This window comes from Erwinia sp. Leaf53 (assembly GCF_001422605.1).
Lineage (GTDB): Bacteria > Pseudomonadota > Gammaproteobacteria > Enterobacterales > Enterobacteriaceae > Erwinia.
Genome location: NZ_LMLK01000022.1, coordinates 351,254 through 372,137, shown reverse-complemented (window position 1 = coordinate 372,137; position 20,884 = coordinate 351,254). Strand labels below are relative to the sequence as shown.

Here is a 20,884-nt window from a genome sequence, read left to right as displayed (position 1 = left end):
CTGCGCTAAAAGCGGCGTAAATCAGAGTAAACCGAACGCTGTCATGCTGTTGTCGTTGTCCCGGGCGCGTTATCATGCGCTGTTAAATTTTTAGCTAAGGAAGTTGCGTCATCATGTCCTGTCGTTCTGCTCTGACCCTTATTTCCGCCGCCTGCGTGCTGAGCGGCTGCACCAGCATCAGCAGCCTGACTACCCTGTCGCAGGCACCGGCCCCCGTTCAGGCCTCCAGCCCGGCGTCGGCTGAAAACACTACGCCCGCAGCGCAAACCGCTGCGGTGAGCGGTGCTCAGCCGGTGGACACTTCCGCCAGCGCCACCATAACCCCGGTGGAGGGTGGGGCATCCTCATCCGCCGGCGGTACACAGCAACCGTCGACGGGCTGGGTCGCCATCCAGCCGGACGAAACCTCCGGCACACAGGCCGTTAACGCGGCCAGCGGCAGCAGCGTGGCCACAGAGCAGGCCGCCGGGGCAGCAACACCGGCAGATACGGCAGCGGCTGGTGATACCGCTACTCAGGCCAGCGGCAGCAGCGGCGCAGCAGCCGGGCAGGCCGCCGTCGGATCGATGTCGCGTCCGATCGCCGCACCGGGTACCGAATCCGTAACGCCAGCGACCGGCGGTGAGACCGCAGCAGCGGCGACCGCCACGCCTGCCGCTGGAACGACGGCACCCGCTGCCAGTAGCGCCAGCCAGCCCGCAGCGACAACAGCTGCGGCCACAGCGGCTAACGAAGCAGGTTCAGCAGGAACGGCCATAACGGCTAACGCCGCAGGGCAGACGGTGCCGTCTGCTACCACGGCGGCCACTCAGTCCGGGACTGACACCGTTGCCGCCCCGGCGGCAACGCCCAGCCAGGCCAGTACGGTGACCGCGCCATCTGCCGCCATTGACGCAGCAGCAGCCCCGGCGGCGGATTCATCGGCAAAAGTGCTTGCCGGCAGCGAGATCGCTTCGGCACCGAAGGTTATCGCCGGCAACGATATCGCCTCGGCACCGGCCAGCAGTACGGCAAACGTTAAGCCAGAAGCCGATCCGAACGCGCCGCCGTTCAGCAGCGGCCCGACCCAGATCAGTATTACCCATGTCGTCACCAAAGCCGATGACGGCTCAAAGCTGACGCTGACCATCGACGGGACCGATGCCGGAACCCTGGGTAAAGGTGAAAAACGCCAGCTGTTTATGGCCGCCGGCAAGCATAAAGTGGGTGGCTACGTTAAGACGCTGTTTGGCTATGGTCGTGTAACCATCGATTCGGTGGACGTCACCACCACGCCGGGCAAACCGGTGAGCGTGACCTATTCGGTTACCCGCAACAAGCCGACTTTTGCGCTGCAGAAACACCGTTAGACTGAATACAGCGGAGCAGAACCGAACGGGAGCAGAACCGAACGGGTTATCAGCAAAGCGTTGGCAACCCTGGCCGGCGAGTGCGATCGGTAACGCTGAGTCAGGCGAGGTAAGCTTCTGTAACGCTGAGGAATGCGTTGGCACTGAACGCCGTCAATCATGCTGAAAAAAGTGGCCTGGCGAGCTCGTTGAGCGAACCTGGCCATTGTGCTATTCGTGGCCGCAGCTAAAGTTAAAATCCTCCAGTTTCACCACGGCCCCGTTCACCAGCCGCGCGCCGCTGCAGCGTACGGCGTAGGGATACTCGGGGCCGACCTCAACGTAAACCTGCCAGACGGCCTCGCTGCCGTCGGCCAGCTCTGCAGAGAAGGTAAACAGCCAGGTTTCGTTCTCCGCGCCAGCGGACTGACCGGGGCAGACAACCGGACTGGCGTGGTGCATCTGTTCGGGGCTGACCTCGATCTGTCGATCCTGATAGCGATAGATAAACAGGCCGGATGGGATCACATTCACTGACATGGCTCTCTCCTGGATCGAACGGAACATTTCCGCGAGTACGGGCCACGGCGGTGGCCCGCAGGGCACTATAGGAGGATGAGCAATGGGAAAAGTGGCCCGATGTAGCGACCGGGCACGGGGCAGGTGTAAATGGACAGATTACTATTTCAGTGACAAGCTGGCGTTTGCCAGACGCCGGTTAAACGCTGGGGTCATCCGGGGTATAGCTGACCACCAGTTCCAGCGTATTGCGGATCACCTCGTTGTAAGCCTCATCGGTACTCTGATCCAGTTCAGCGATCAGCTGAATAATCACCGTCTTGTTACTGACCTCGCTGCTGGCAGCAACGATTTTCTTGATGACTAAACCCAGCAGGGCGGTTTCCTGAGCAAGCGACTCACCGGCGTTACGAAAGAAATTAAGAACAGAGAGTTCTGAGTAGACTTGCTGCATTTTCTTCTCTTATGGGTAGGCGTGCTGTTTAGCGATCGAAACCGGTACGGCGGGGCGATCCTGCCCGTCGCCGGAATAAAGCGTACAACTAATGTTTTTTGCTGCCCTGCGGCACGTTTTTAATGCTGGAAACGTGCCGGTGAGAATCACTGGCGCTGGGTTCGGCGTGGTTGCGGTTGCGCGCGGTGGAGATGCCTTCACGCACTTCAACAATCGCCCGATGGAGCAAAGAAACCTGTGCGGCATCTTCATTCTCTGACATCAGCTCCAGCCGCGCCACCAGCGCCGCGCTGCTGATCGGGCCGTTCTCATGTAACAACGAGAGAACCGCTTCACCGATCAGGATATCGATCATTTTGTCATCATCACTGTGCTTCATCACTACGTCTCTGTATCACTACGTCTCTGTGTGCTGTCCCTTACGTCCGACCAAAAAGCAGTTCAATCAGTTGATGGTAATGACGTTCCTGTTCCTGACTGCTCGCCGCTTCCAGATGCCCCAGTAGCCGGGCGCACAGGGATTTGCGGTTCAGGGGTTCACCGGAACGCAGAATTTCTACCACAATTTTCCCCATCGTCTCCTGTTGCGAAGGTAGTGAGGGGGAGCTGATAAAATGCGAGTGGTTTTCAGCATTTTCGGATTCATGGCCACTCTGGCGCATCATTACGTCCTCAATCGTAAGGGATTTCCCAGCCTGTCGGGATAAAGTTATACAATAATGTCTTAATGGTACAGGATTTTGTGGGATTACTGAGCGGTCGATTGATCAAAAAGTGCTTATTGCATAAAATCAATAAGTTAAATCGGCACAATGAGAGAGCGCCAGCAACGCTGTGCGCATTATACAGTGGGGGTGCGGTCTTCCGTGACCCGGCGGCTTATCAGATGCGACCCGGTCAGGGAAGCGGACGTTTTATCGTCGGGTCGCGCCAGCAAAACTCAACATAGTGGCGCTGGCAGGCAGCGGTGGCTCGGCAGGTAAAGCGCTGCGCGGCGTTTTCATGCCATGCGGCAGGCTCAGGCTGGTGGCGGGCTCGCGTAAGCCCATCAGCCATTTTCGGGCTTTATAAATCTGCATAACGCGCAGATCGTCGGCTTCACTTTCCGCCATCTCCCGCAGGGTGTCGATAAGCGATCGAAGGGTCACTTCTTCCGAGTTGAAGATGAGGTGAATGGCGGCCTCGCCGACGACGACGTTACCTGTCTCTTCATCAGAAAAATACAAATTAACTCCTCCACAATGGCTTCAACACGTTCATCTGACTTACCCGATAATTTTAGCAACGGCGCTTATAATCAAACGAACAATTTACCTGGATGTTTTTGGGCTAATCATAGCCCTGGGCTATCAATCAAGCAATGTAATCGGTAACAACTTGATTGTATAAGACTTTTGTCTCACTAAAAGGACCGATCCGTAACGGTCTTTTTGTAAACTTTATCGTATTTTGTGATCGCTATCGGATTTGCTGACATCCTGTTGTCATCTGTGGCAAAGCGGTACTGCTTACGGAAGGCTAATCGTTCAGCGGGTTATGGGCAAAACGGGGGCAGCGTCAGGGTTCAGGCACGCCGCAGCGTGCCAGAACAACGGGCGAGAATCAGATTGCAATGGCGTGAATCTGAGCCACGGCGCGCGCCGCTTCTTTGCCTTTTTTCACAAAATGCTCGGTATAGAAATCGATAAATTCAGCCGACGGCTGGAAGTTATGCGGGGTCAGTGAAACGGAGAAAACCGGTACGTTAGTCGCCAGCTGGGCCTGCATCAGACCGGTCACTACCGCCTGGGCAACAAAATCATGGCGGTAAATGCCGCCGTCAACCACCAGCGCGGCGCAGACGATCGCATCAAAGTTGCCGCTCTGGGCCAGACGCTGTGCCAGCAGGGGCATCTCAAACGCGCCCGGAACATCCCAGGTTTTCAGTTCATACGGGGTGTTGCTGCTATCCAGCTCCTGCTGAAAACCAGCCAGCGCCTGAGAAACAATTTCACTGTGCCAGTTAGCTTTAATAAAGGCGACTCTTAACGCGGACATGAATGACTCCAGAAAAGGGCGGTGAACCCCGCCGGGCGAAGCAGCGGATCGGGTTTTCACCAGGCATTATAATTAAAAGAAAAAGTGCCTCCTTTTTACATCCTATTTCGTAATATGTCCATGTTGAGTTAATGGTTGCACTACTCGCCGCACCATCTGTTAATCCGGTGCGGCATTCTGGCAGTTACTGACTGATGGTCTGTTGCAGGGCGGCGATAGAGGAGGTAACACCGGCCTCAACCGACATGGTCAGGTCTTCCATCTCCAGCGAGACCCAGTCGTTATAGCCCATCATGCGCACCACGGAGAAGAACTCCTTCCACCACTGCAGATCCTGGCCGCAGCCGACCGCGACGTAGTTCCAGGCACGGTTGGCGACGTCTTCCACCGGTTTGGTCTCCAGCAGGCCGTTAATTCCGACCAGGCCGCGCTCCAGGCGCACGTCTTTACCGTGCACGTGGTGGATGGCCGGGCCAAGGGCGCGGGCGGCGGCGATCGGGTCAGCGCCCATCCACAGCAGGTGGCTCGGATCGAGGTTCAGGCCGACGGTCGGGCCCACCGCGTCGCGCAGACGGAACAGGGTTTCCGGGTTCCACACCAGCATCGAGCTGAAGTTCTCAAGCGCGAATTTTTCCACGCCGTTCTCCTTCGCACGCTGCACCAGCCCCTGCCAGTAAGGGATCGCCACTTCGTTCCACTGATAGTCCAGGCAGTTTTTCAGCGTTGGCGGCCAGCTGACGGTATAGGTGATCCAGTTCGGGATGGTGTCGTGCGGGCTTGCCGGCGGCAGGCCGCTCATCATCACGATCTTCTTCACCCCCAGCTCACCGGCCAGCTGCAGCGCTTTTTCGGTGTCGTTTTTGTGGCGCTGGCCCAGCTCACCCGGGTCAAGCGGGTTACCGGAGACGTTCAGCGCGGCGATGGCCATGCCGCGGCTCTCCAGCGCCTGCCGCAGCTGCTGGCGCTTTTGCGCGCTGGCCAGCAGTTCGTCGGTGCGCAGGTGCGGTGCTGAAGACCAGCCACCGGTGGTCATTTCAACGCCGTTAACGCCCAGCTCCAGCAGTTTATCCAGCATCGCTTCAAAGGGCAGGTGGCCCAGGCTGTCGGTACAGAATGATAATTTCATGGTCAGGCCTTACTCGTAGTTAACCCAGGTGGCGCCGTTGTCGGCAGAACGTACACAGTTTTCAATCCAGCGCACTCCTTCCAGCCCGGCATCGATATCCGGGTAGATCAGCCCATCCAGCGTCTGCTGGTCGCCGCGCTGGGTGGCGCTGATGGCAATGGCAAATTTCAGGTAGATATTCGCCCAGGATTCGGCAAGGCCTTCGGTGTGCAGCGCCCCTAAACGTTCGTCGGCCAGTGCGCTCTCGTGCAGGTACGGCATACCGTGGTGCATCATCTGGCTCGGCTGGCCCTGCACCTCATACTTCAGCTCGCCCGGGTTGTAGTCGCTCCACTCCAGGCTGGCCTGGGAGCCGATCACGCGAATAAACTGGCTGTCCATAGAACCGGCGTTAATAGAGGACGCCCACATACGGCCGACGGCGCCGTTCTCGTAGTGCATCAGCACCATGGCGTTGTCTTCCAGCGGCGCGCGGGAAGGGATAAAGCTCTGGCGATCGCACAGCAGCGACTTAATCCTGAGGGCCGGCAGCACCAGCTGCGAGATATAGAAGGTGTGGGTAGAGATATCCCCCAGCACAAAGGTTGGCCCGGCGATTTTCGGGTCAACGCGCCACTTCTGCGCTTCGCTGAACTTATCGGCGCTGTCGTTGGCGCTGAAGCCGTGGGTGTACTGCAGTTCGACCATGCGCACTTCACCGATCTCACCGTTGGCAATCATCGCGCGCATCTGCATCAGCAGCGGATGCCCGGAGAAGCCGTAGGTGACGCCAACGATCAGATTTTTCTCCGCGGCCAGCGCTTTGATTTCCCTGGCTTCCGCGGTGGTGAAGAACAGCGGCTTTTCACAAATTACGTGAATGCCGGCGTTCAGAGCGGCTTTAGCGATCTCATAGTGGGTGCCGTTTGGCGTGGCGATGGTCACCACCTCAATGCCGTCTTCCCGTCTGGCTTCCTCCGCCAGCAGCTGCTGGTAGGTGTCGTAGCAGCGATCCGCCGCCACGCCCAGATTAACGCCAAAATCGCGGCCGCGAGCGGCGTCAATATCGAACGCGCAGGCGACCAGCTGGTAAGCGGTGTTATCGCGCAGGGCACCGCTGCGATGTTTATAGCCGACCTGGCTCAGACGACCGCCACCGATCATCGCCCAGCGCAGGGGGCGAGGGATTTTTCTTTCACCGTTAAGCATGTGTGACTCCTTAATTCTTTGCACCCGGGTGCAAAAGTGTTGGCAACAAGACGTAATTCAGACCGGGTTGAGCGTTGTGGCGCTGCCTGTCATGAGCTGCACTTTTCAACACGGCACAATTTTCGTCAATCGACTTTATGCAGATTTCAGTAGCGCGATCACAAAAAATCAACATAAAGCACCCGGGTGCAAATTTAGCGCCAGCAGTAGGGATGAAACAGATGTTCATAGCAAAAGTTAACGGAAGGTAATGAAAAATAATTGTATTTTTTTATATTCGCTTCGCGACGGCGCCAGATTCGAATGATGCTACCTGCTGCATAGATTCTGCGCCGGGGAAGACAAACGCTTACTTCCTGCTCTGGTCGGACAGGGGCTGTTCTGAGTGTGCGCGGCGCCCGCTGGCAGAGCCTTTAACTGATGCGATGAGAACGCCGGGCAGGGCGAGTTAATTTGCCCTGCCTCGTGGGGATGGCAGGTACTTTTAAACACCGCGCAATGAATGTTTACGTGACGGTGTCACCTAATCGCGCAATGATGCCATTAAGCGGCTAATCAATAGCTTATTCAGCCCAGGCTGACTATTATGTGCCAGAACTGACCTGCAAATTTTGAGGGTTGGGTTACCCAGCCCGTAAGAGATCTGACATTACCGATGAATGCCCTCAACGATATTGATTTAAAGCAGCTGGAAGCGTTCACCACGGTGATCCAGACCGGCAGCGTCACGGCGGCGGCGCGGGCGTTAAATCGTTCGCAGCCGGCCGTATCAAGGCTGATCCAGGAACTGGAAACGGTGCTCGGCTATCCGCTGTTTATCCGTAACGGCCCGCGCATTCATCCGACGGAACAGGCGCTGCAGCTGCATCAGTACGTGCAAAAGGCGCTGCAGTCGCTGGAGCAGATCCGCCTGCGGGCGCAGGAGATTGGCCACCAGATGGTCAGGCCGCTGGCGGTGGCCGCCACCCCTGCGCTGGCGGCGGGCCTGTTGCCGTTGGCGCTGGCGCGAATGGGGCTGGAGAATAAAGTGCAGATCATCAGCGAAGCCGCGGAGCAGACCACCCACGCGGTGATCAGTGGGCAGGCAGACGTTGGCCTGTGCAGCCTGCCGCTGGAGCATCACGCGGTGGAACTGCACTGGATCGGCCATGCGCGCTGCGTGGTGGCGCTGCCCGCAGACGACGAGCTGGCCGCACAGCCCCGGATCGCGCTGGCCAGCCTTGCCGGCCGGCGGTTGATTGCGCCGTGGAACCCGTTGCGCCTGCGCGGACGTTTCGAGAAAGTGCTGAAAAAACTCAGGGTTCCGGCGCACGAAACGATCGAAACCAACTCCTCGGCCAATATTCTCTCCTGTGTACGCGCCGGGCTGGGGGTGGCGATCCTCGAGCCGGTAACCGCGTGGGGCATGCCGCTGCAGGGCGTCGCCATTCGCGAATTGCAGGAAGAGATCCCCTATTTCTTTGGCGTGATCACCCCGCAGGGGCGCCAGCTGTCGCCAGCGGCCGACCGTCTGATCGCCGCGCTGGCCGAGGCGGCAGAGCAACTGTTGCCTGCTTTTCAGCGCTTACCGGCCAGCGATCACCCGCGGGTAATGCGGATGCTGCATCAGGACGGTTAGCGCGCAGATCCACCCGCAGAACACCGATATTGAACAGCGCTTACAGCTGGCGGCCGAACGGCACGATACATTTGTCAGCGCGCTGGGAAAACGCGATGAAGAGCAGGGGGTCAGGCCGGTATTTGAACACTGGGAGCTGTCGCGGGAAAATAGGGAGGGGGATGCAAAATTTGCGGGCGTCCCTGCCCGTTGGGCTTATTCGAAGAATACGCCCGGGTTTTCAGACAGCGTGACAAACTCTTTGGTGTCTTTCTCCAGCGCGCGGATCACGCCGGTTTCGATATCATAGACCCAGCCGTGCAGGCGGATCGCCTTATCGCGCAGGCCAACCGCCACCGACGGGTGGGTTTTGATATTGTTCAGCTGGGCGATAACGTTCTCCTGCACCATCGCATTCACTTTCTCTTCTTCCGTGGCGTACTCTTTTTTCTCCACCACGGCCCTGGCCGCGTCGGCATAGTGCAGCCAGTGGGCCACCGCCGGCATCGGATCCAGACACTGACAGGTGGCAATCGCCTTCATTGCGCCGCAGTTAGAGTGGCCACAAATCACGATATCGGTCACGCCCAGCGCCACGACCGCATACTCGATGGTGGCAGAGACGCCGCCCGGCTCGGGGCCGAAAGAGGGCACGATATTGCCGGCATTACGAATGACAAAAAGCTGTCCCGGATCCTGCTGGGTGACCAGTTCGGGCACCAGACGGCTGTCTGAGCAGGAGATAAACAACGCTTTGGGATTCTGGCTGGAGGCAAGGCTGCGGAACAGCTCTTTCTGGTGCGGAAAAATCTCTTTCTGAAAGTTCAGGAAACCTTCGACAATGTGTTGCATAGTGATATCTCTGTTTTCTCAGTGTTTATAATGACGACATGACAACGATCACAGTTTGACAGTGTAGCACCGGAAAACATAACCGGTCTGCAAAATTGCTACGGCGTTATCTGAAAAAATTCTCACAGAGCGGGGGGCGATATCATTTTTTCTTATGACCCACGCCGTTCCCATCCGGTTCGCCAGCGGGTACTCTCTTGCCACTGAATCCAGGGAGATTTTACAGATGTCTGAGAACACACCTCTGCCAGCCGGTTATTCTGATGTTCCCGCCGGGCACGTTGCCACCGTGGTGACCTGTCTGGAAATGCACACTAAACCGCAACTGAAGGCTGTACCACAGCCTGCCGGTATCAGCCTCGAACGCTTCAGCGGCTGCGATCTGCTGGCCTACCGTCAACTTTTTCGCAAGGTCGGCAGCGACTGGCTGTGGTTTTCGCGGCTGCTGATGTCCGACGAGAAACTGGCGGAGATCCTCCGCAACGACAGCGTGGAAATTTACGTGGTGCGCGACGGCGCTGAGGACACTGGCATGCTGGAGCTGGATTTCAGCCAGCCGCACCAGTGCGAACTGTCGTTCCTTGGCCTGACCGGCGCAGCAACCGGCAAAGGTCTGGGGCGCTGGGTAATGAACCAGGCGATAACCCGCGCGTGGTCAAACCCGATCAACCGCTTCTGGGTGCACACCTGCAGCTTTGACCACCCGGCAGCGCTGAATTTTTACATCCGCTCCGGGTTTACCCCTTATGCGTTTCAGGTTGAGGTGAAAGCTGACCCGCGCCTGAGCGGCCACCTGCCTGCTGACGCCGCGCCCCATGTGCCGCTGATTCGTGACTGAACAGGAACGTCCCCCGCCTGCTGCTGAGGGCGGGGAGCGTTCTGCTCCTGCCTGCACGCTCTTTGCTCCGTTTCCTGCGCGTCGAACCGCTCTTTCTTTCCCCAGTGCGTCTTTATAATTGTGCCTGCGTTTATCACTGTGCGATTAACGTACTAAACGGACCACCGTGCTGTTTGGGGGTGGGGCATCCGTAACCAATTGCACAAGGAAATTAATATGAAGAGCTTGTTTATCGCCTGCACCATGTTGTTTTCTGCTGCCTGTGGCGCGGCAGTCGCTAACGCGCCTGCAAATCTGCTGGTGTACGCGCAGGCAAAGTCAGAGGGGTCCATGTGGGCGGGGAGTAAGAGTGCGTTTACCAAAACCTTTAACGTGTCTATCGTCAATCTGACAGACCAGGATATCGATCTTGCGACCCTCTGTCTGAGAGCCTATGCGACAGACACGCAGAGCTTCGGTGTCGATACGGCGGATGAGCTGCTGACGAAAGGCTGGCTGAAAAAAGGGAGTACGGTCAGCGGCGTGGTCGATTTTTCCTCAGGCAAGCGGGACGTTTATCAGGCCGGGATGGTCAAGGTTTTTCACGACTGTCCTTAACGGCCGACCGTTGTGGTGATGTTTATCAGTAAAACGTATTGGCCGACTGTGCCTGTGCGGGGTAAAGTCCCTGACGATCTTTAACGGCTCAGACAGGGAATTCACCGCATGTCGGTCATTACGCACCAGATACCGTCACTCATCATTCGACCGCTCAGCGCAGCGGACTCATTGCAGGAACTGACCACGCTGCTGCATAGCGCCTATCGGCAGCTCGCGAATCTGGGGCTGAACTATATGGCCGTAAACCAGAGCGTGGCGGTCACCGCAGAACGCGTGGCGCAGGGGCTGTGCCTGATCGCCAGCGAGGATACCCGTCTGCGCGGCACCATCCTGTTTCGCAATCCACAACAGACCCACGGCTGCGGCTGGTACGATCGCCCGGAAGTGGCCTCAATCGCTCAGTTTGCCGTCGACCCGACCCTGCAGGCGCAGGGGTTAGGGCGGCAACTGCTGCAGGCAGCCGAGGCGCAGGCGCGGCTCAGCGGTGCCACCGAGCTGGCGCTGGATACCGCCGAACCGGCCACGCGCCTGGTCAACTGGTACACCCGGCTCGGCTATCGCTTTACCGAACACGTGCAGTGGTCGCATACCAACTACCGCAGCGTGATTCTGAGTAAAGCGCTGGTCTGATCAACGCCACCGCGGCTTATGTGTTGACCCACGTTGCTTAACCGCCGATCTCTGTAATTCTGCTTAACGGTTGCGCGCCGACTCGAGGTTGAAAGGGCTGGTTATGGTACGTTTCATGATCAATATCTTGCTGCGAACAGGAATAAATGCGGTTTAATAGTGATACTGTATATTTATACAGTTTAATATTTGTTGTGTATAACTCAAAGCAAACCGCGCACGGCTGCCTGCGTAAAAGTTTCACCGTTCTCCACGCCACCGCCTGGCGTTGCCCGGCAACGTTGGCCTGCAAGTGCATCATTATAATGGCTAAAGCGGAACAGCAGCACACGACCGTCAGCAGCCTTCCGCTGTTAAGAACACTACATTGTTGCTCGTGCAATCATTATGGTTGATAAACTCAATTATCAACCATAATGATTGCAAAGCTCGACAGCTCATTGAGTCCAGCTAAGGTTAAAATGCGCGCAGTATTGTCATATAATGCAACCAAAATGATTGACAATCGACATTGTAAACCATTATGGTTTACAAAAATGGCATTTGACAGCAAGGGTTGCCCTGGATGGGATGTTAAATGAGTAAGCTGATCGGCGTGATTACCGGCGACCTGTTTCGTTCAACGGCGGGGCTGACGCGGGGAATAATTTATCAGAGGGTGATGCAGCAGCTGGAGCAGACCATTGTCAGCCATCCGCGTTTTGACGTGGCGGAGATGGAGCTGTTCCGCGGCGACGCTTTTCAAATAACCCTTAACGATCCCTCTACGCTGCCGGAACTGGCGGCCTGGCTGCGGGCCAGCCTGATGGCGCTACCGGAAGAGCAGGACGGCGTGCGCTATGATGCGCGCATGTCGCTGACCATCTTTACCCGCAATCGCTATTCATCGTTCAAAGAGAGCGCTTTTGAACAGGCGCATATCGTTTCCGGACGTAATCTGGAAACCCTCGACAAAAAAAACATGATGGTATTTGGTTCGGATCGGCCAGCGCTGGACGCGCCACTGCGCGCGCTGATCGCGCTGTTGGACCCGCTGCTGACCATGCTTTCGCGCCCGCAGGCAGAGGTGCTGCAGCGGGCCATGGCGGAGATGAAGGTAGATACCACAGCGCTGGCGGCCGCAATGGGCAGCAGTCGTCAGAACGTGCATAAACTGGTGACACGCAGCGGCTGCGAAAACATTATCGCTGCGCTGCTGACCATCGGCGAACATATCAGAATGGAGAGTTAAGATGCAGTACCTGATCATCTGGCTGTTCCTCGTGCATCTGCTGGCCAGTAGCTATTTACCCGGCTGCGGGGTAATGAAACAACGACCTCTTTTATCCCGCAGCGGTCTACGAAACCTGTGTGTCTGTGCGCTGGCGCTTATCCTGCTGCTGTGGCTGGCATTTCAGGGCTGGTCGCGCAACAGCGGGGTGGTGATGGCCGCATACTATCCTGATTTTGTGCAGGCCATCGCGACAGTGGTGTGTAGCAGTCTCGCAATAAAACTGCTTTTCGGTCTGATGCCGCAATCTTCACCGGTACAGCGTCTGCGGGCGACGGTGAGCGGCCAGCTGCTACAGACTGGCGTGCTTCTGTGGGTGACATATGGCTTCCTGCAACCGCGGCTGCTGGTGCCGCTGCCCCCGGCCCCTCAGTCAGACGCCACGCTGATTGCCGATGCGCTTTTACTGCTGGTGGCCATATTATGGCTGCTGCGCCCAGCTTCTCAGCTGGTCAGTGAGTTTCTTGAACTGGCGATGAGCGAAACGCGCATCGGGGAGATCCGCCTGACGCAAAGTCACCTGGCTGAAGTGTTCTACGGCGCGATAAAAAGCCGGATGACGGCGTTACTGGCACAGCCGGGCTCGCTCAGCGAACAGCAGGTTGATGTGCTGCTGCAGGAGTCGCAGCAGAATCAGCAGCGGGTGGCCGACTCGCTGCTGAAAAACCCGCCGCAGACCAACGTCGCGCAGAACTTCCCCTCCAATCAGGCCGGTAAATGGATCGGCTACATTGAGAGGGTAATGATTTTTCTGTTCTTTATTCTCGGGCAATACTCCGCGATTGCGGCGGTGATGGCGATCAAAACGGCATTCCGGTTTAACGATCTTAAAGACGATAACGACAGTCACCGCTCGGAATACATTATGATCGGCACCTTTATCAGCTTTTTTATTACGCTGCTGACCGCTGTGCTGGTACAGCATCTGCTAACCCGCCATGATTTTAATGCTGCGGCGGCGGGGTGGCTGAGCCAGCTACTGTAAGCGCTACCCCGCTACGCCATTTCTCGCGGCTGCAGCTGATAGATCCACGCCACCTCCTGCCCGCCGCCAGCGGTGGTCACCCTGACCTCCACCCGATCGTAGCCATCTTCAAACTCATCCAGCATCGGCCAGTGCGGTTCAAGATGTTCAGACAGGAACAGATAGCCTTCAACGCGCGGCCCCTGATTATCCAGTACGATGCCGGGAAAACCTGCGGCCGCCCCCCAGCCATTCTCATAGAAGGTGCCGGTGACATAGCCCGGCAGCCACTCGCCGCCGATATTTTCCAGAATATGGGCATTCGAACGCCCCGGACATAACGTCCCGTAGACAAACAGTTTTTTCATTTTTTCCCGATCGACTTCTGATGTTGGACATTTTTACGCGTAAAAAAGCCAGGCAGCCACAACTCACCGGCGCAACCTGCCTGCCGTCAGCGGTCTTCTGCCACCGTCAATGATAAGACCTGAGTCTGCCACAGAATAGCCTGGAGAAAGGGCGCGGGAAACATTTCAGATCGGATGCCTGCCCCGGAACCATCCGCCGGAAGCACGATGCCAGCGGAAGCCGGGTTAAGGGGCTATCAGTAAGGATGACAGGCTATTTAGCAACGTAGTGCAAACGGCCCGCAGTATCACCCTTACCGCCGTCCTGCGGATGATTGATGCCGTCGGCGACGTCAACCACCGCAAAATCAAACGGCGATACCCCCTCAATGCAGGCCACGTTTACCGCATACTGCTGAGGATTCGATCGCCGCTGGTGGAAGGTGTAGATCCCGCAGACCTGACAAAAGTAGTGCGCCACCGTCCGGGTGTTAAAACGGTATTCGCTAAGCTGTGGGTTCTCCTTCAGCGTCTCAAGTTCGGGCAGGCGGGCAGGGACCACCACCGCGCCGCGCATGCGGCAGAACGAGCAGTTACAGCGGCGCACGCCGTTAAATCCGTCAATCAGTTCGACGTTAAAGCTGATGGCTCCGCAGTGGCAGCGGGCCGCAAGCAGACCGGTCATTAATCCTCCTGAATTTTATGGCAGAGAGCGTATCATCCGGCGGTGACAGCGGCATGACAACCCGCCTGCACAGGGCTCATATCCTGGCCGTAATTTAGCTATCTTTGAAATTAGGGCAGGCCATTGTTAACATCGAAAAGCGTAAGTAGCGATCGCCTGGATGTCAGCACTATTCATCGTAGCCCTGAAGGAACAAGAAATGGAAATCGTGTTAAAAAAATTCGGCAGTGTCGACTTTGACGACTATCTGCGACTGGTCAGCGACATCAGGGTAATGGCGATGATTACCGAACGTAGCATCCCCGCTGATGAAGCCCGTCGTGATTATGATACGCTGCTGGCGGATAATCAGGCACAGGGCTCGCTGGGGCATTTCAGGATCCTCTCTGCACCGCAGTGCGACTTTATCGGGCTGGCCAAACTGTCCCTGACGAAGGAGGATCCGCACGCTGCTGAGCTGGGGTATATGATGCTGCCTGAATACTGGGGACAGGGTATCGGCGGCAAGGTTGCGCGTCTTTTGGTTGAATTAGCCGACCGCCAGCCGGGGCTGCGCAGCCTGTTTGCCATTATCGATCCGAGCAATCTTCCCTCAAGGAAGATCCTGACCGGTGCCGGGTTTACCACGCGTGAACTAAAGGATTTTGATGGTTTACCGGGAGAGATACTGGAACGTCAGGTCCGTCGTAGCGAGAACTCACGCTAGCCCGTTCAGCTCAGCCCCGTTAATAGCCGCCGGTCGCATGACTGATAAAGCCGTTAATCTCTGATGCCGAAAGGGGGCCTGGTCGGCTACAATCAGCGCTGTGCTGCTGGTGGACCATTCAGGCCAGCGAGGGATCGAAACGTTAACTTTGAGAGCTTTTTATGACCAATGCAATACCGCTGAAATATTATGACATCGTGGATGAGTACGCGACGGAAACCGCACAACCGGTGGCCGATGCCGAACGCGATCCGCTGGCGCGCTATTTCCAGCTGCTAATCGAACGTTTGACCAACAACGAAGAGATCGATGAACAGGCGCAGCAGGATATGGCCGTTGAAACGGGTATCGCAGAGCAGCGTATCGACGATATCGCTAACTTCCTCAATCAGTGGGGCAATGAGTAACGCCGGCTGAGGCTCTGCCGGTACGACGTGTGCCGGCAGCGCTGGTGGGCAGGGTATTCAGCAGGACCACAAGCGGTAATGCCTCAACCCTGTGGCACCGTGTGTCGGTCAGATCCACCTGACCTTATTCCATCGAACAATGACCTGCGGGCCACTCACGGCCGTTCGGCAGCTTTTTTATACTCTGCACTCAACCTTAAGGCCGTCCGCCGTGCCTTTACCGATGGAGTGCACCATGAAACTGACCCAAATTCGTAACGCAACACTGAAGCTGGATTATGCCGGCAGCCGCTTTCTTATCGATCCTATGCTGTCAGATAAAGAGGCCTGGCCCGGTTTCCCCGGCACGGCCCGTAGCCACCTGCGTAACCCGATGGTGCCGTTACCGGTATCCGTGGCAGAGCTGCTGGATGTGGATGCGATTATTATCACCCATACTCATCAGGATCACTGGGACGAAGCGGCGCAGCAACAGATCCCCAAAGACCGGCCGATCTATACCCAGAATGACCATGATGCCGCGCTGCTTCGCGCACAGGGGTTTACCGCGGTAAGTGCGCTGTCCGATATAACCAGGATTGCCGGCATAACGATCGATAAAACGGACGGCCAGCACGGCAGCGATGACGCCTACGCTATCCCCGAGGTGGCCGAACGGCTGGGTGACGCCTGCGGGCTGGTGTTTTCACACCCGGAGGAAAAAACGCTCTACGTCGCCGGTGATACCGTCTGGGTTCCCGCTTACGCGGAGAGTCTGCATCGCCATCAGCCTGATGTGGTGGTGCTGAATATCGGCTTTGCCCATGTGGACGGGATCGGTGCGATTATCATGGGCAAGCAGGACGCGGTACGCACGCTGAAGGTACTGCCTGCCGCCATCGTCGTGGCCTCACATATGGAAGCAGTTAACCACTGCCTGCTGACCCGAGCTGAACTTCGGCACTATGCGGCTGAACAGGGCGTTGCCGATCGAGTGCTGGTGCCGGAAGACGGTGAAACGCTGATCTTCTGAAAGACCTGATACCCTCAGGCGCAGGGCAATGGCATCCGGTTGCCAGGCGATGTCGCCAGCGTGGCAGCCCGCAGTTTACAACAGTATAAGGATCTGAACGATGTCCGCTCTGCGGGTTGTAGTGATTGCCACTCACGGGTTCAGCCCGTTTCATTTTTCGGTGCCGTCAATGGTCTTTGATAAGGCTATACCGGAGCCTGGCCTGTTTCGGGTGGATATCTGTGCTGAGCAGCCAGGGCGGGTGGAATCGGACATCGGCATGTCGCTTAACGTGGCGCACGGGCTTGAGCTGCTTAACACGGCGGACATTATTATCGTACCGTTCTGGGAACATCCTGCCACTGAACCCTCACCGGAGCTGCTTGCGGCACTGCGTACGGCCTGGCAGCGTGGTGCGGAAGTGGCCGGATTATGCCTGGGGGCGTACGTCCTTGCCTATGCCGGGCTGCTGAACAACCGCCGAGCCTCCACGCACTGGGAGTATGAGCGCGATTTTGCCGGACGTTTCCCGCATATCCGTCTGGACAGCAACGCGCTCTATACCCGTGACGAACGCCTGATTACCTCGGCCGGAACGGCGGCAGGGATCGACTGCTGCCTGCATATCGTGCGTGAAAAATATGGCGCAGCGCTGGCTAACCGCGTCGCCCGCAGAATGGTCGTCCCGCCTTATCGCGAAGGCGGTCAGGCTCAGTTTATCGAGCGGGTGATACCGGAAACCACCCGTGACGTGCAGATCAACGAACTGATCGCGTTACTGCGGCGCAGCCTGGAAAAACGGCACGATATTGACTCGCTGGCCGCTGCCGTCGGCATGAGCCGACGTACGCTGACCCGGCACTTCAGCAAAGCCACCGGAATGACGATTGGGGAGTGGCTCAGTGCCGAGCGCCTGCAGCGGAGCCAGGAGCTGCTGGAAACCACCGATCACAGCATTGAACGGATCGCCTTACTGGCAGGCTATCAGTCGCCCGTATCGTTCAGGCAGAGTTTTAAAGCACATTTTAATGTCAGCCCCAGCGAGTGGCGCCGTACCTTTCGCGGGCCCGGCCACCGGATGTCGTGCGCATCAGCCTGATAGGGACGACTGCCGCCGTACCGCTTGAGTCAGCGGGCGGCTGGTCGCTCAGGGTTAAATGCAACAATGCCAGCAAAATTGCAGGCATTCATTCGCCGATCACCGGCACGTGCCCGCGCTGGTAAACCGTCAGCGCCGCCTCTTCCAGCCGGGCGAGATTGGCGTCGATCAGCGCTTTCTTTCCTTCGGTACCGCTGCGGTAGGGGCCGGCAATCAGAATTGCGTCATTGGAACCTCATAAAATGCCCTTCAGGGCCAGGTGATAAAGCAACATAATGGTTTTACCATCAACGATCTGACCGCTGTCGACGGCGGCCAGCGCCTCGACGAGGGTCAACTCCAGCACTTCGATATCTTCGCCCTCGGCTTCAATGCCGCCGCCCGCCGTTGCCCGATCGGCAGCCGCATATTCAGCGATATAGAAGTAGAGCTTTTCCGTTACCGAGCCCGGGCTCATAAAGGCTTCGAACACCTTCTGCACCTGTGAAACGCGGTATCCGGTCTCTTCCTCGGCTTCCGCCTTAATGCGGCTTTCGGGGTCCATATTGTCGAGCAGGCCCGCTGCGGTCTCAATCAGATAGCCATCGTGACCGTTGATAAACACCGGAAAACGAAACTGGCGGGTCAGGATCACCGTTTTCCGCTCGCGGTTGTAAAGCAGCACCGTCGCCCCGTTGCCGCGGTCGTAAACTTCGCGATTCTGGCGCTGCCACTCGCCGCTGCGCCGCTGAAGTTCAAAGGTATATTTTTTAAGTGAATACCAGTCGTCAGACAGGATCCTGCTGTCGACGATCCGTATTTCTGCACGTTTTGATTGCATGATAAGGCCTCTGACCGTAGAGTAACCATAATAAACAGCGTTATCGTGCATGCTCAAGAGAAATCGTGCAACATCAGGAATGATTTATGCTCACCAGTCAACGCAAACAACATATACTTGAACAATTGGCGGCCGATGGGCAGGTACTGTCGAAAGATCTGAGCGCCCGCTTTGCCGTCTCAGAGGACACCATCCGCCGGGACTTGCGCGAGCTGGCAGCAGAAGGGCACCTGCAACGCGTTCACGGTGGTGCTTTGCCCTCGTCGACGGCGGTTGCCACCTTTACGGAACGTAAGTCATTAAAAACCAGTGCAAAAAAGAGGGTGGCATTGCGAGGGGCGCAGCTGATTTCCGCCGGGCAGGTGGTGATTATTGACGGCGGCACCACCACCTCAGAGCTGATCGGCTATCTGCCGCACGACCTGCAGATTACCGTGGTCACGCACAGCCCGAGCATCGCGCTGGGGCTGATCGACCATCCACTGATTGAGGTGATTCTGATTGGAGGACGGCTCTACAAGCACTCAATCGTCACCGTGGGAAGCACCGCCATTGAAGGGATCAACGCGATTCATGCCGATATTTTCTTTATGGGCGTCACCGGTATTCATCCCGAAGCGGGCTTAACCACCGGTGATTACGAAGAAGCGTGCATCAAACGTGCATTTTCCGGCAGAGCGGCGGAAACCGTGGTGCTGCTCTCCCCGGAGAAGATCAACACCGCCTCGCCGTTTGTGATCGGCGGCCTCGGGCTGATCGACACCGTGGTGGTGGATGACGGAGTGGATGAGCAGTGGATCGGCAGCATAGAAGAGAAGGGCGTTACGGTAGTGAAAGCGTAGGGGACTCAAACCTCCTGACAGGGAAAATGGAGCTAAACATGCGAAAGATCATCATTTCCGACTACGATCCGCAATGGCCTGATTTATTTGAGGCCGAAAGCAAGCTGTTGCAGGAAACGCTTGGCGCTATCATTTTGCATGTTCATCACATTGGTAGTACGGCAGTGCCAGGCCTGGCAGCAAAACCCGTCATCGATATACTGCTGGAAGTGGCCAGCCTAAGTGAACTCGATAAACATAACGCGGCAATGGAGCACATTGGATACGCTGTGCGAGGTGAAAATGGGATCTGCGATCGCAGATATTTCACTAAAGGTGGCGAGCGGCGTAGTCACCATGTCCATGCCTTCATAATGGGCGATCTGCAAATCCTTAAACATCTAGCGTTCCGTGATTATCTCATTGCAAACAGTCAGGTAGCCAATCGCTATGCCGGGATTAAACGCGCGATAGCCTTAGCAAACCGTAATAACTGCCATCAATATAGTATGCTGAAGGCGGAGTTTATTGAAAACCACCTTAAAGAATCGGCCATGCTGGTTAAGGCACGTAAGGCGGTACTGGACAGCGGTGACTGACCTTACGACCATCTGCTCGATCTGGCCGCCAGGTTGGATGTGCTGATTGTGCCGGGCAGGGAATATTAGTTGTACTTGATCACGTACATGTACCATACTGGGACATTAACTGATGGGAGCTAACAATATGCATGCAATCAATTTTACTGATGCCCGTAAAAATTTTGCCGACACAATGCAGCGAGTCACCGATGACGCTGAGCCTGTGCGCGTCATACGCCGTGACGCACCTGACGTTGTGATAATGGATGCGGAAGAGTATGAGGCGCTTATAGAAACGGTTTATCTGTTCAGCAACCCAGCAAATGCAGCGCATATCAATGAGTCAATGAAACAGGCGGAGCGCGGCGAATTTGTCGAAGTGGAATATTAAGTTCACGAAGAATGGCGCCGATGACATTAACTACTGGCGTGATGCTGACAAAAAGAAATTCGATCGCATTCGACAGCTACTTCACAGCATCGAGGCTGATCCGTTAGCAGGTATCGGAAAACCTGAACGGTTGCGGCATCACAAAGATCCGGCGCTCTATTCTCGCCGCATCGATCAGAGCCACCGGCTAGTCTACTCAATCCAGAACGGGGAAATCATCATCTACGCAGCCCGTTATCACTACGGCGACAGATAGAAGTTCATGTTCACGAATGATGCGCAATGCACGTTCGGCGAGGCCTGGCATCAGTTGTCGGTTCCCGGGCTGGCCACGACGGCGGTTAACAAGATAAAGCGGTYCGTGTTCACAGTAGCGTTCAAGCAATCGGCGGCAGTGCCTGTCAGAGATCTCCARCCGGCTGGCTGCAAGGCGTGTTGTCAGACGCCGGTCAATCACGTCCTGAAGGATCCTKAGTCGGTTCACATCGTTCATCGAGAAAAACTCCGTTCCGTATGCCGTCATGAGTCTCATCCTTTGAAAGCAGCGATCGCTGTGGTGAGACTGTAGCGCNGAGTCGGTTCACATCGTTCATCGAGAAAAACTCCGTTCCGTATGCCGTCATGAGTCTCATC

The 20,884-nt window shown here is 56.7% G+C and carries 27 protein-coding genes and 3 pseudogenes; 15 read left to right on the top strand and 15 right to left on the bottom strand.

Translation table 11 applies throughout. From position 1 onward, the window contains the following. The first annotated feature begins 113 nt into the window (after positions 1–113). On the top strand, positions 114–1,349 hold the full coding sequence (locus ASF13_RS25375; RefSeq protein WP_369814382.1) for a hypothetical protein: 1,236 nt from the start codon (positions 114–116) through the stop codon (positions 1,347–1,349). A 210-nt stretch (positions 1,350–1,559) separates the two neighbouring features. Here ASF13_RS25375 and ASF13_RS15485 read toward each other — a convergent pair whose 3' ends face one another. The 8 genes from ASF13_RS15485 to ASF13_RS15450 form a co-directional block, all read right to left on the bottom strand. Beyond that, a complete protein-coding gene (locus ASF13_RS15485) occupies positions 1,560–1,868 on the bottom strand; it encodes a hypothetical protein (protein ID WP_056237991.1) in 309 nt (102 codons plus the stop codon). Positions 1,869–2,046: 178 nt separating this feature from the next. After that, positions 2,047–2,301, bottom strand: a complete 255-nt coding sequence (locus tag ASF13_RS15480; protein ID WP_056237989.1) for a biofilm development regulator YmgB/AriR family protein — start codon at positions 2,299–2,301, stop codon at positions 2,047–2,049. A gap of 88 nt (positions 2,302–2,389) precedes the next feature. Further along, positions 2,390–2,680: a hypothetical protein gene (locus tag ASF13_RS15475; protein ID WP_056237988.1), complete on the bottom strand. Its 291-nt coding sequence runs from the start codon at positions 2,678–2,680 to the stop codon at positions 2,390–2,392. Positions 2,681–2,720: 40 nt separating this feature from the next. Then, on the bottom strand, positions 2,721–2,963 hold the full coding sequence (gene ycgZ / locus ASF13_RS15470; RefSeq protein WP_056238465.1) for a regulatory protein YcgZ: 243 nt from the start codon (positions 2,961–2,963) through the stop codon (positions 2,721–2,723). Positions 2,964–3,215: 252 nt separating this feature from the next. Next, positions 3,216–3,527: a hypothetical protein gene (locus ASF13_RS15465; RefSeq protein ID WP_056237985.1), complete on the bottom strand. Its 312-nt coding sequence runs from the start codon at positions 3,525–3,527 to the stop codon at positions 3,216–3,218. Between the two features lie 376 nt (positions 3,528–3,903). Beyond that, complete coding sequence (locus tag ASF13_RS15460; RefSeq protein WP_056237983.1) at positions 3,904–4,338, bottom strand: 6,7-dimethyl-8-ribityllumazine synthase; 435 nt, start codon at positions 4,336–4,338, stop codon at positions 3,904–3,906. Positions 4,339–4,522: 184 nt separating this feature from the next. Then, the gene (locus tag ASF13_RS15455) at positions 4,523–5,464 is read right to left on the bottom strand and encodes a sugar phosphate isomerase/epimerase (protein ID WP_056237981.1); all 942 of its coding nucleotides are present in this window, start codon (positions 5,462–5,464) and stop codon (positions 4,523–4,525) included. A gap of 9 nt (positions 5,465–5,473) precedes the next feature. Next, a complete protein-coding gene (locus ASF13_RS15450) occupies positions 5,474–6,652 on the bottom strand; it encodes a Gfo/Idh/MocA family protein (RefSeq protein WP_056237979.1) in 1,179 nt (392 codons plus the stop codon). A gap of 655 nt (positions 6,653–7,307) precedes the next feature. On the opposite strand from ASF13_RS15450, the gene ASF13_RS15445 reads away from it, so the two are divergent. Next, a complete protein-coding gene (locus tag ASF13_RS15445; protein ID WP_056237976.1) occupies positions 7,308–8,270 on the top strand; it encodes a LysR family transcriptional regulator in 963 nt (320 codons plus the stop codon). Between the two features lie 195 nt (positions 8,271–8,465). On the opposite strand, the gene ASF13_RS15440 is transcribed toward ASF13_RS15445, so the two are convergent. Continuing rightward, positions 8,466–9,101, bottom strand: coding sequence for a carbonic anhydrase (locus tag ASF13_RS15440; RefSeq protein WP_056237973.1), 636 nt, complete (start codon positions 9,099–9,101; stop codon positions 8,466–8,468). A gap of 226 nt (positions 9,102–9,327) precedes the next feature. Between ASF13_RS15440 and ASF13_RS15435 the strand changes: the two genes are divergently transcribed. The 3 genes from ASF13_RS15435 to ASF13_RS15425 all read left to right on the top strand — a co-directional run bounded on the left by ASF13_RS15435 (position 9,328) and on the right by ASF13_RS15425 (position 11,169). Then, positions 9,328–9,939 (top strand): GNAT family N-acetyltransferase, encoded by a 612-nt coding sequence (locus tag ASF13_RS15435; RefSeq protein ID WP_056237972.1) that lies wholly within the window; start codon positions 9,328–9,330, stop codon positions 9,937–9,939. Between the two features lie 216 nt (positions 9,940–10,155). Further along, entirely contained in the window at positions 10,156–10,536 is a 381-nt protein-coding gene (locus tag ASF13_RS15430) for a DUF4354 family protein (protein WP_056237968.1), read from the top strand. Positions 10,537–10,644: 108 nt separating this feature from the next. Then, positions 10,645–11,169 carry a GNAT family N-acetyltransferase gene (locus ASF13_RS15425; protein WP_056237966.1) on the top strand — a complete coding sequence of 175 codons (525 nt, stop codon included), beginning with the start codon at positions 10,645–10,647 and terminating at the stop codon, positions 11,167–11,169. A 209-nt stretch (positions 11,170–11,378) separates the two neighbouring features. Here the strand turns inward: ASF13_RS15425 and ASF13_RS24680 are convergent. Further along, positions 11,379–11,498, bottom strand: a pseudogene (locus ASF13_RS24680) (NUDIX domain-containing protein); the annotation flags it as partial. A gap of 248 nt (positions 11,499–11,746) precedes the next feature. Here ASF13_RS24680 and ASF13_RS15420 point away from each other — a divergent pair. Together ASF13_RS15420 and ASF13_RS15415 are read left to right on the top strand one after the other, a co-directional pair. Next, complete coding sequence (locus ASF13_RS15420; RefSeq protein ID WP_056237963.1) at positions 11,747–12,400, top strand: hypothetical protein; 654 nt, start codon at positions 11,747–11,749, stop codon at positions 12,398–12,400. Position 12,401: 1 nt separating this feature from the next. Further along, a complete protein-coding gene (locus ASF13_RS15415; protein ID WP_056237959.1) occupies positions 12,402–13,424 on the top strand; it encodes a hypothetical protein in 1,023 nt (340 codons plus the stop codon). Positions 13,425–13,435: 11 nt separating this feature from the next. Here the strand turns inward: ASF13_RS15415 and ASF13_RS15410 are convergent, their stop codons facing one another. Then, complete coding sequence (locus ASF13_RS15410) at positions 13,436–13,771, bottom strand: gamma-glutamylcyclotransferase family protein (protein ID WP_056237957.1); 336 nt, start codon at positions 13,769–13,771, stop codon at positions 13,436–13,438. Positions 13,772–14,024: 253 nt separating this feature from the next. After that, on the bottom strand, positions 14,025–14,435 hold the full coding sequence (locus ASF13_RS15405; protein ID WP_056237954.1) for a GFA family protein: 411 nt from the start codon (positions 14,433–14,435) through the stop codon (positions 14,025–14,027). A 199-nt stretch (positions 14,436–14,634) separates the two neighbouring features. Between ASF13_RS15405 and ASF13_RS15400 the strand changes: the two genes are divergently transcribed. The 4 genes from ASF13_RS15400 (at position 14,635) to ASF13_RS15385 (ending at position 17,638) form a co-directional block, all read left to right on the top strand. Next, positions 14,635–15,141, top strand: a complete 507-nt coding sequence (locus tag ASF13_RS15400) for a GNAT family N-acetyltransferase (protein ID WP_056237951.1) — start codon at positions 14,635–14,637, stop codon at positions 15,139–15,141. A gap of 161 nt (positions 15,142–15,302) precedes the next feature. Then, positions 15,303–15,548 carry a DUF2543 family protein gene (locus ASF13_RS15395; protein ID WP_056237949.1) on the top strand — a complete coding sequence of 82 codons (246 nt, stop codon included), beginning with the start codon at positions 15,303–15,305 and terminating at the stop codon, positions 15,546–15,548. A 235-nt stretch (positions 15,549–15,783) separates the two neighbouring features. After that, positions 15,784–16,560 (top strand): MBL fold metallo-hydrolase, encoded by a 777-nt coding sequence (locus ASF13_RS15390; RefSeq protein WP_056237947.1) that lies wholly within the window; start codon positions 15,784–15,786, stop codon positions 16,558–16,560. Between the two features lie 100 nt (positions 16,561–16,660). After that, positions 16,661–17,638, top strand: a complete 978-nt coding sequence (locus ASF13_RS15385) for a GlxA family transcriptional regulator (protein ID WP_056237940.1) — start codon at positions 16,661–16,663, stop codon at positions 17,636–17,638. A 91-nt stretch (positions 17,639–17,729) separates the two neighbouring features. Here the strand turns inward: ASF13_RS15385 and ASF13_RS24995 are convergent. Next, positions 17,730–17,858: pseudogene (locus ASF13_RS24995) on the bottom strand (NUDIX hydrolase); the annotation flags it as partial. A gap of 15 nt (positions 17,859–17,873) precedes the next feature. Beyond that, positions 17,874–18,458, bottom strand: a complete 585-nt coding sequence (locus ASF13_RS15380; protein WP_056237935.1) for an NUDIX domain-containing protein — start codon at positions 18,456–18,458, stop codon at positions 17,874–17,876. A gap of 86 nt (positions 18,459–18,544) precedes the next feature. Here ASF13_RS15380 and ASF13_RS15375 point away from each other — a divergent pair, with 86 nt between their 5' ends. The 4 genes from ASF13_RS15375 (at position 18,545) to ASF13_RS23655 (ending at position 20,507) form a co-directional block, all read left to right on the top strand. Continuing rightward, positions 18,545–19,300 carry a DeoR/GlpR family DNA-binding transcription regulator gene (locus ASF13_RS15375; RefSeq protein ID WP_056237932.1) on the top strand — a complete coding sequence of 252 codons (756 nt, stop codon included), beginning with the start codon at positions 18,545–18,547 and terminating at the stop codon, positions 19,298–19,300. 38 nt (positions 19,301–19,338) lie between these two features. Further along, positions 19,339–19,878 carry a GrpB family protein gene (locus ASF13_RS15370; protein ID WP_056237929.1) on the top strand — a complete coding sequence of 180 codons (540 nt, stop codon included), beginning with the start codon at positions 19,339–19,341 and terminating at the stop codon, positions 19,876–19,878. Between the two features lie 127 nt (positions 19,879–20,005). Next, positions 20,006–20,251: a type II toxin-antitoxin system Phd/YefM family antitoxin gene (locus tag ASF13_RS15365; protein WP_056238463.1), complete on the top strand. Its 246-nt coding sequence runs from the start codon at positions 20,006–20,008 to the stop codon at positions 20,249–20,251. After that, positions 20,232–20,507 (top strand): Txe/YoeB family addiction module toxin, encoded by a 276-nt coding sequence (locus tag ASF13_RS23655; RefSeq protein ID WP_072166394.1) that lies wholly within the window; start codon positions 20,232–20,234, stop codon positions 20,505–20,507. The genes ASF13_RS15365 and ASF13_RS23655 overlap by 20 nt, the downstream gene beginning before the upstream one ends. A 9-nt stretch (positions 20,508–20,516) precedes the next feature. Here ASF13_RS23655 and ASF13_RS24990 read toward each other — a convergent pair. After that, positions 20,517–20,774 (bottom strand): annotated as a pseudogene (locus ASF13_RS24990) (helix-turn-helix domain-containing protein); the annotation flags it as partial. Positions 20,775–20,884: the final 110 nt, after the last annotated feature.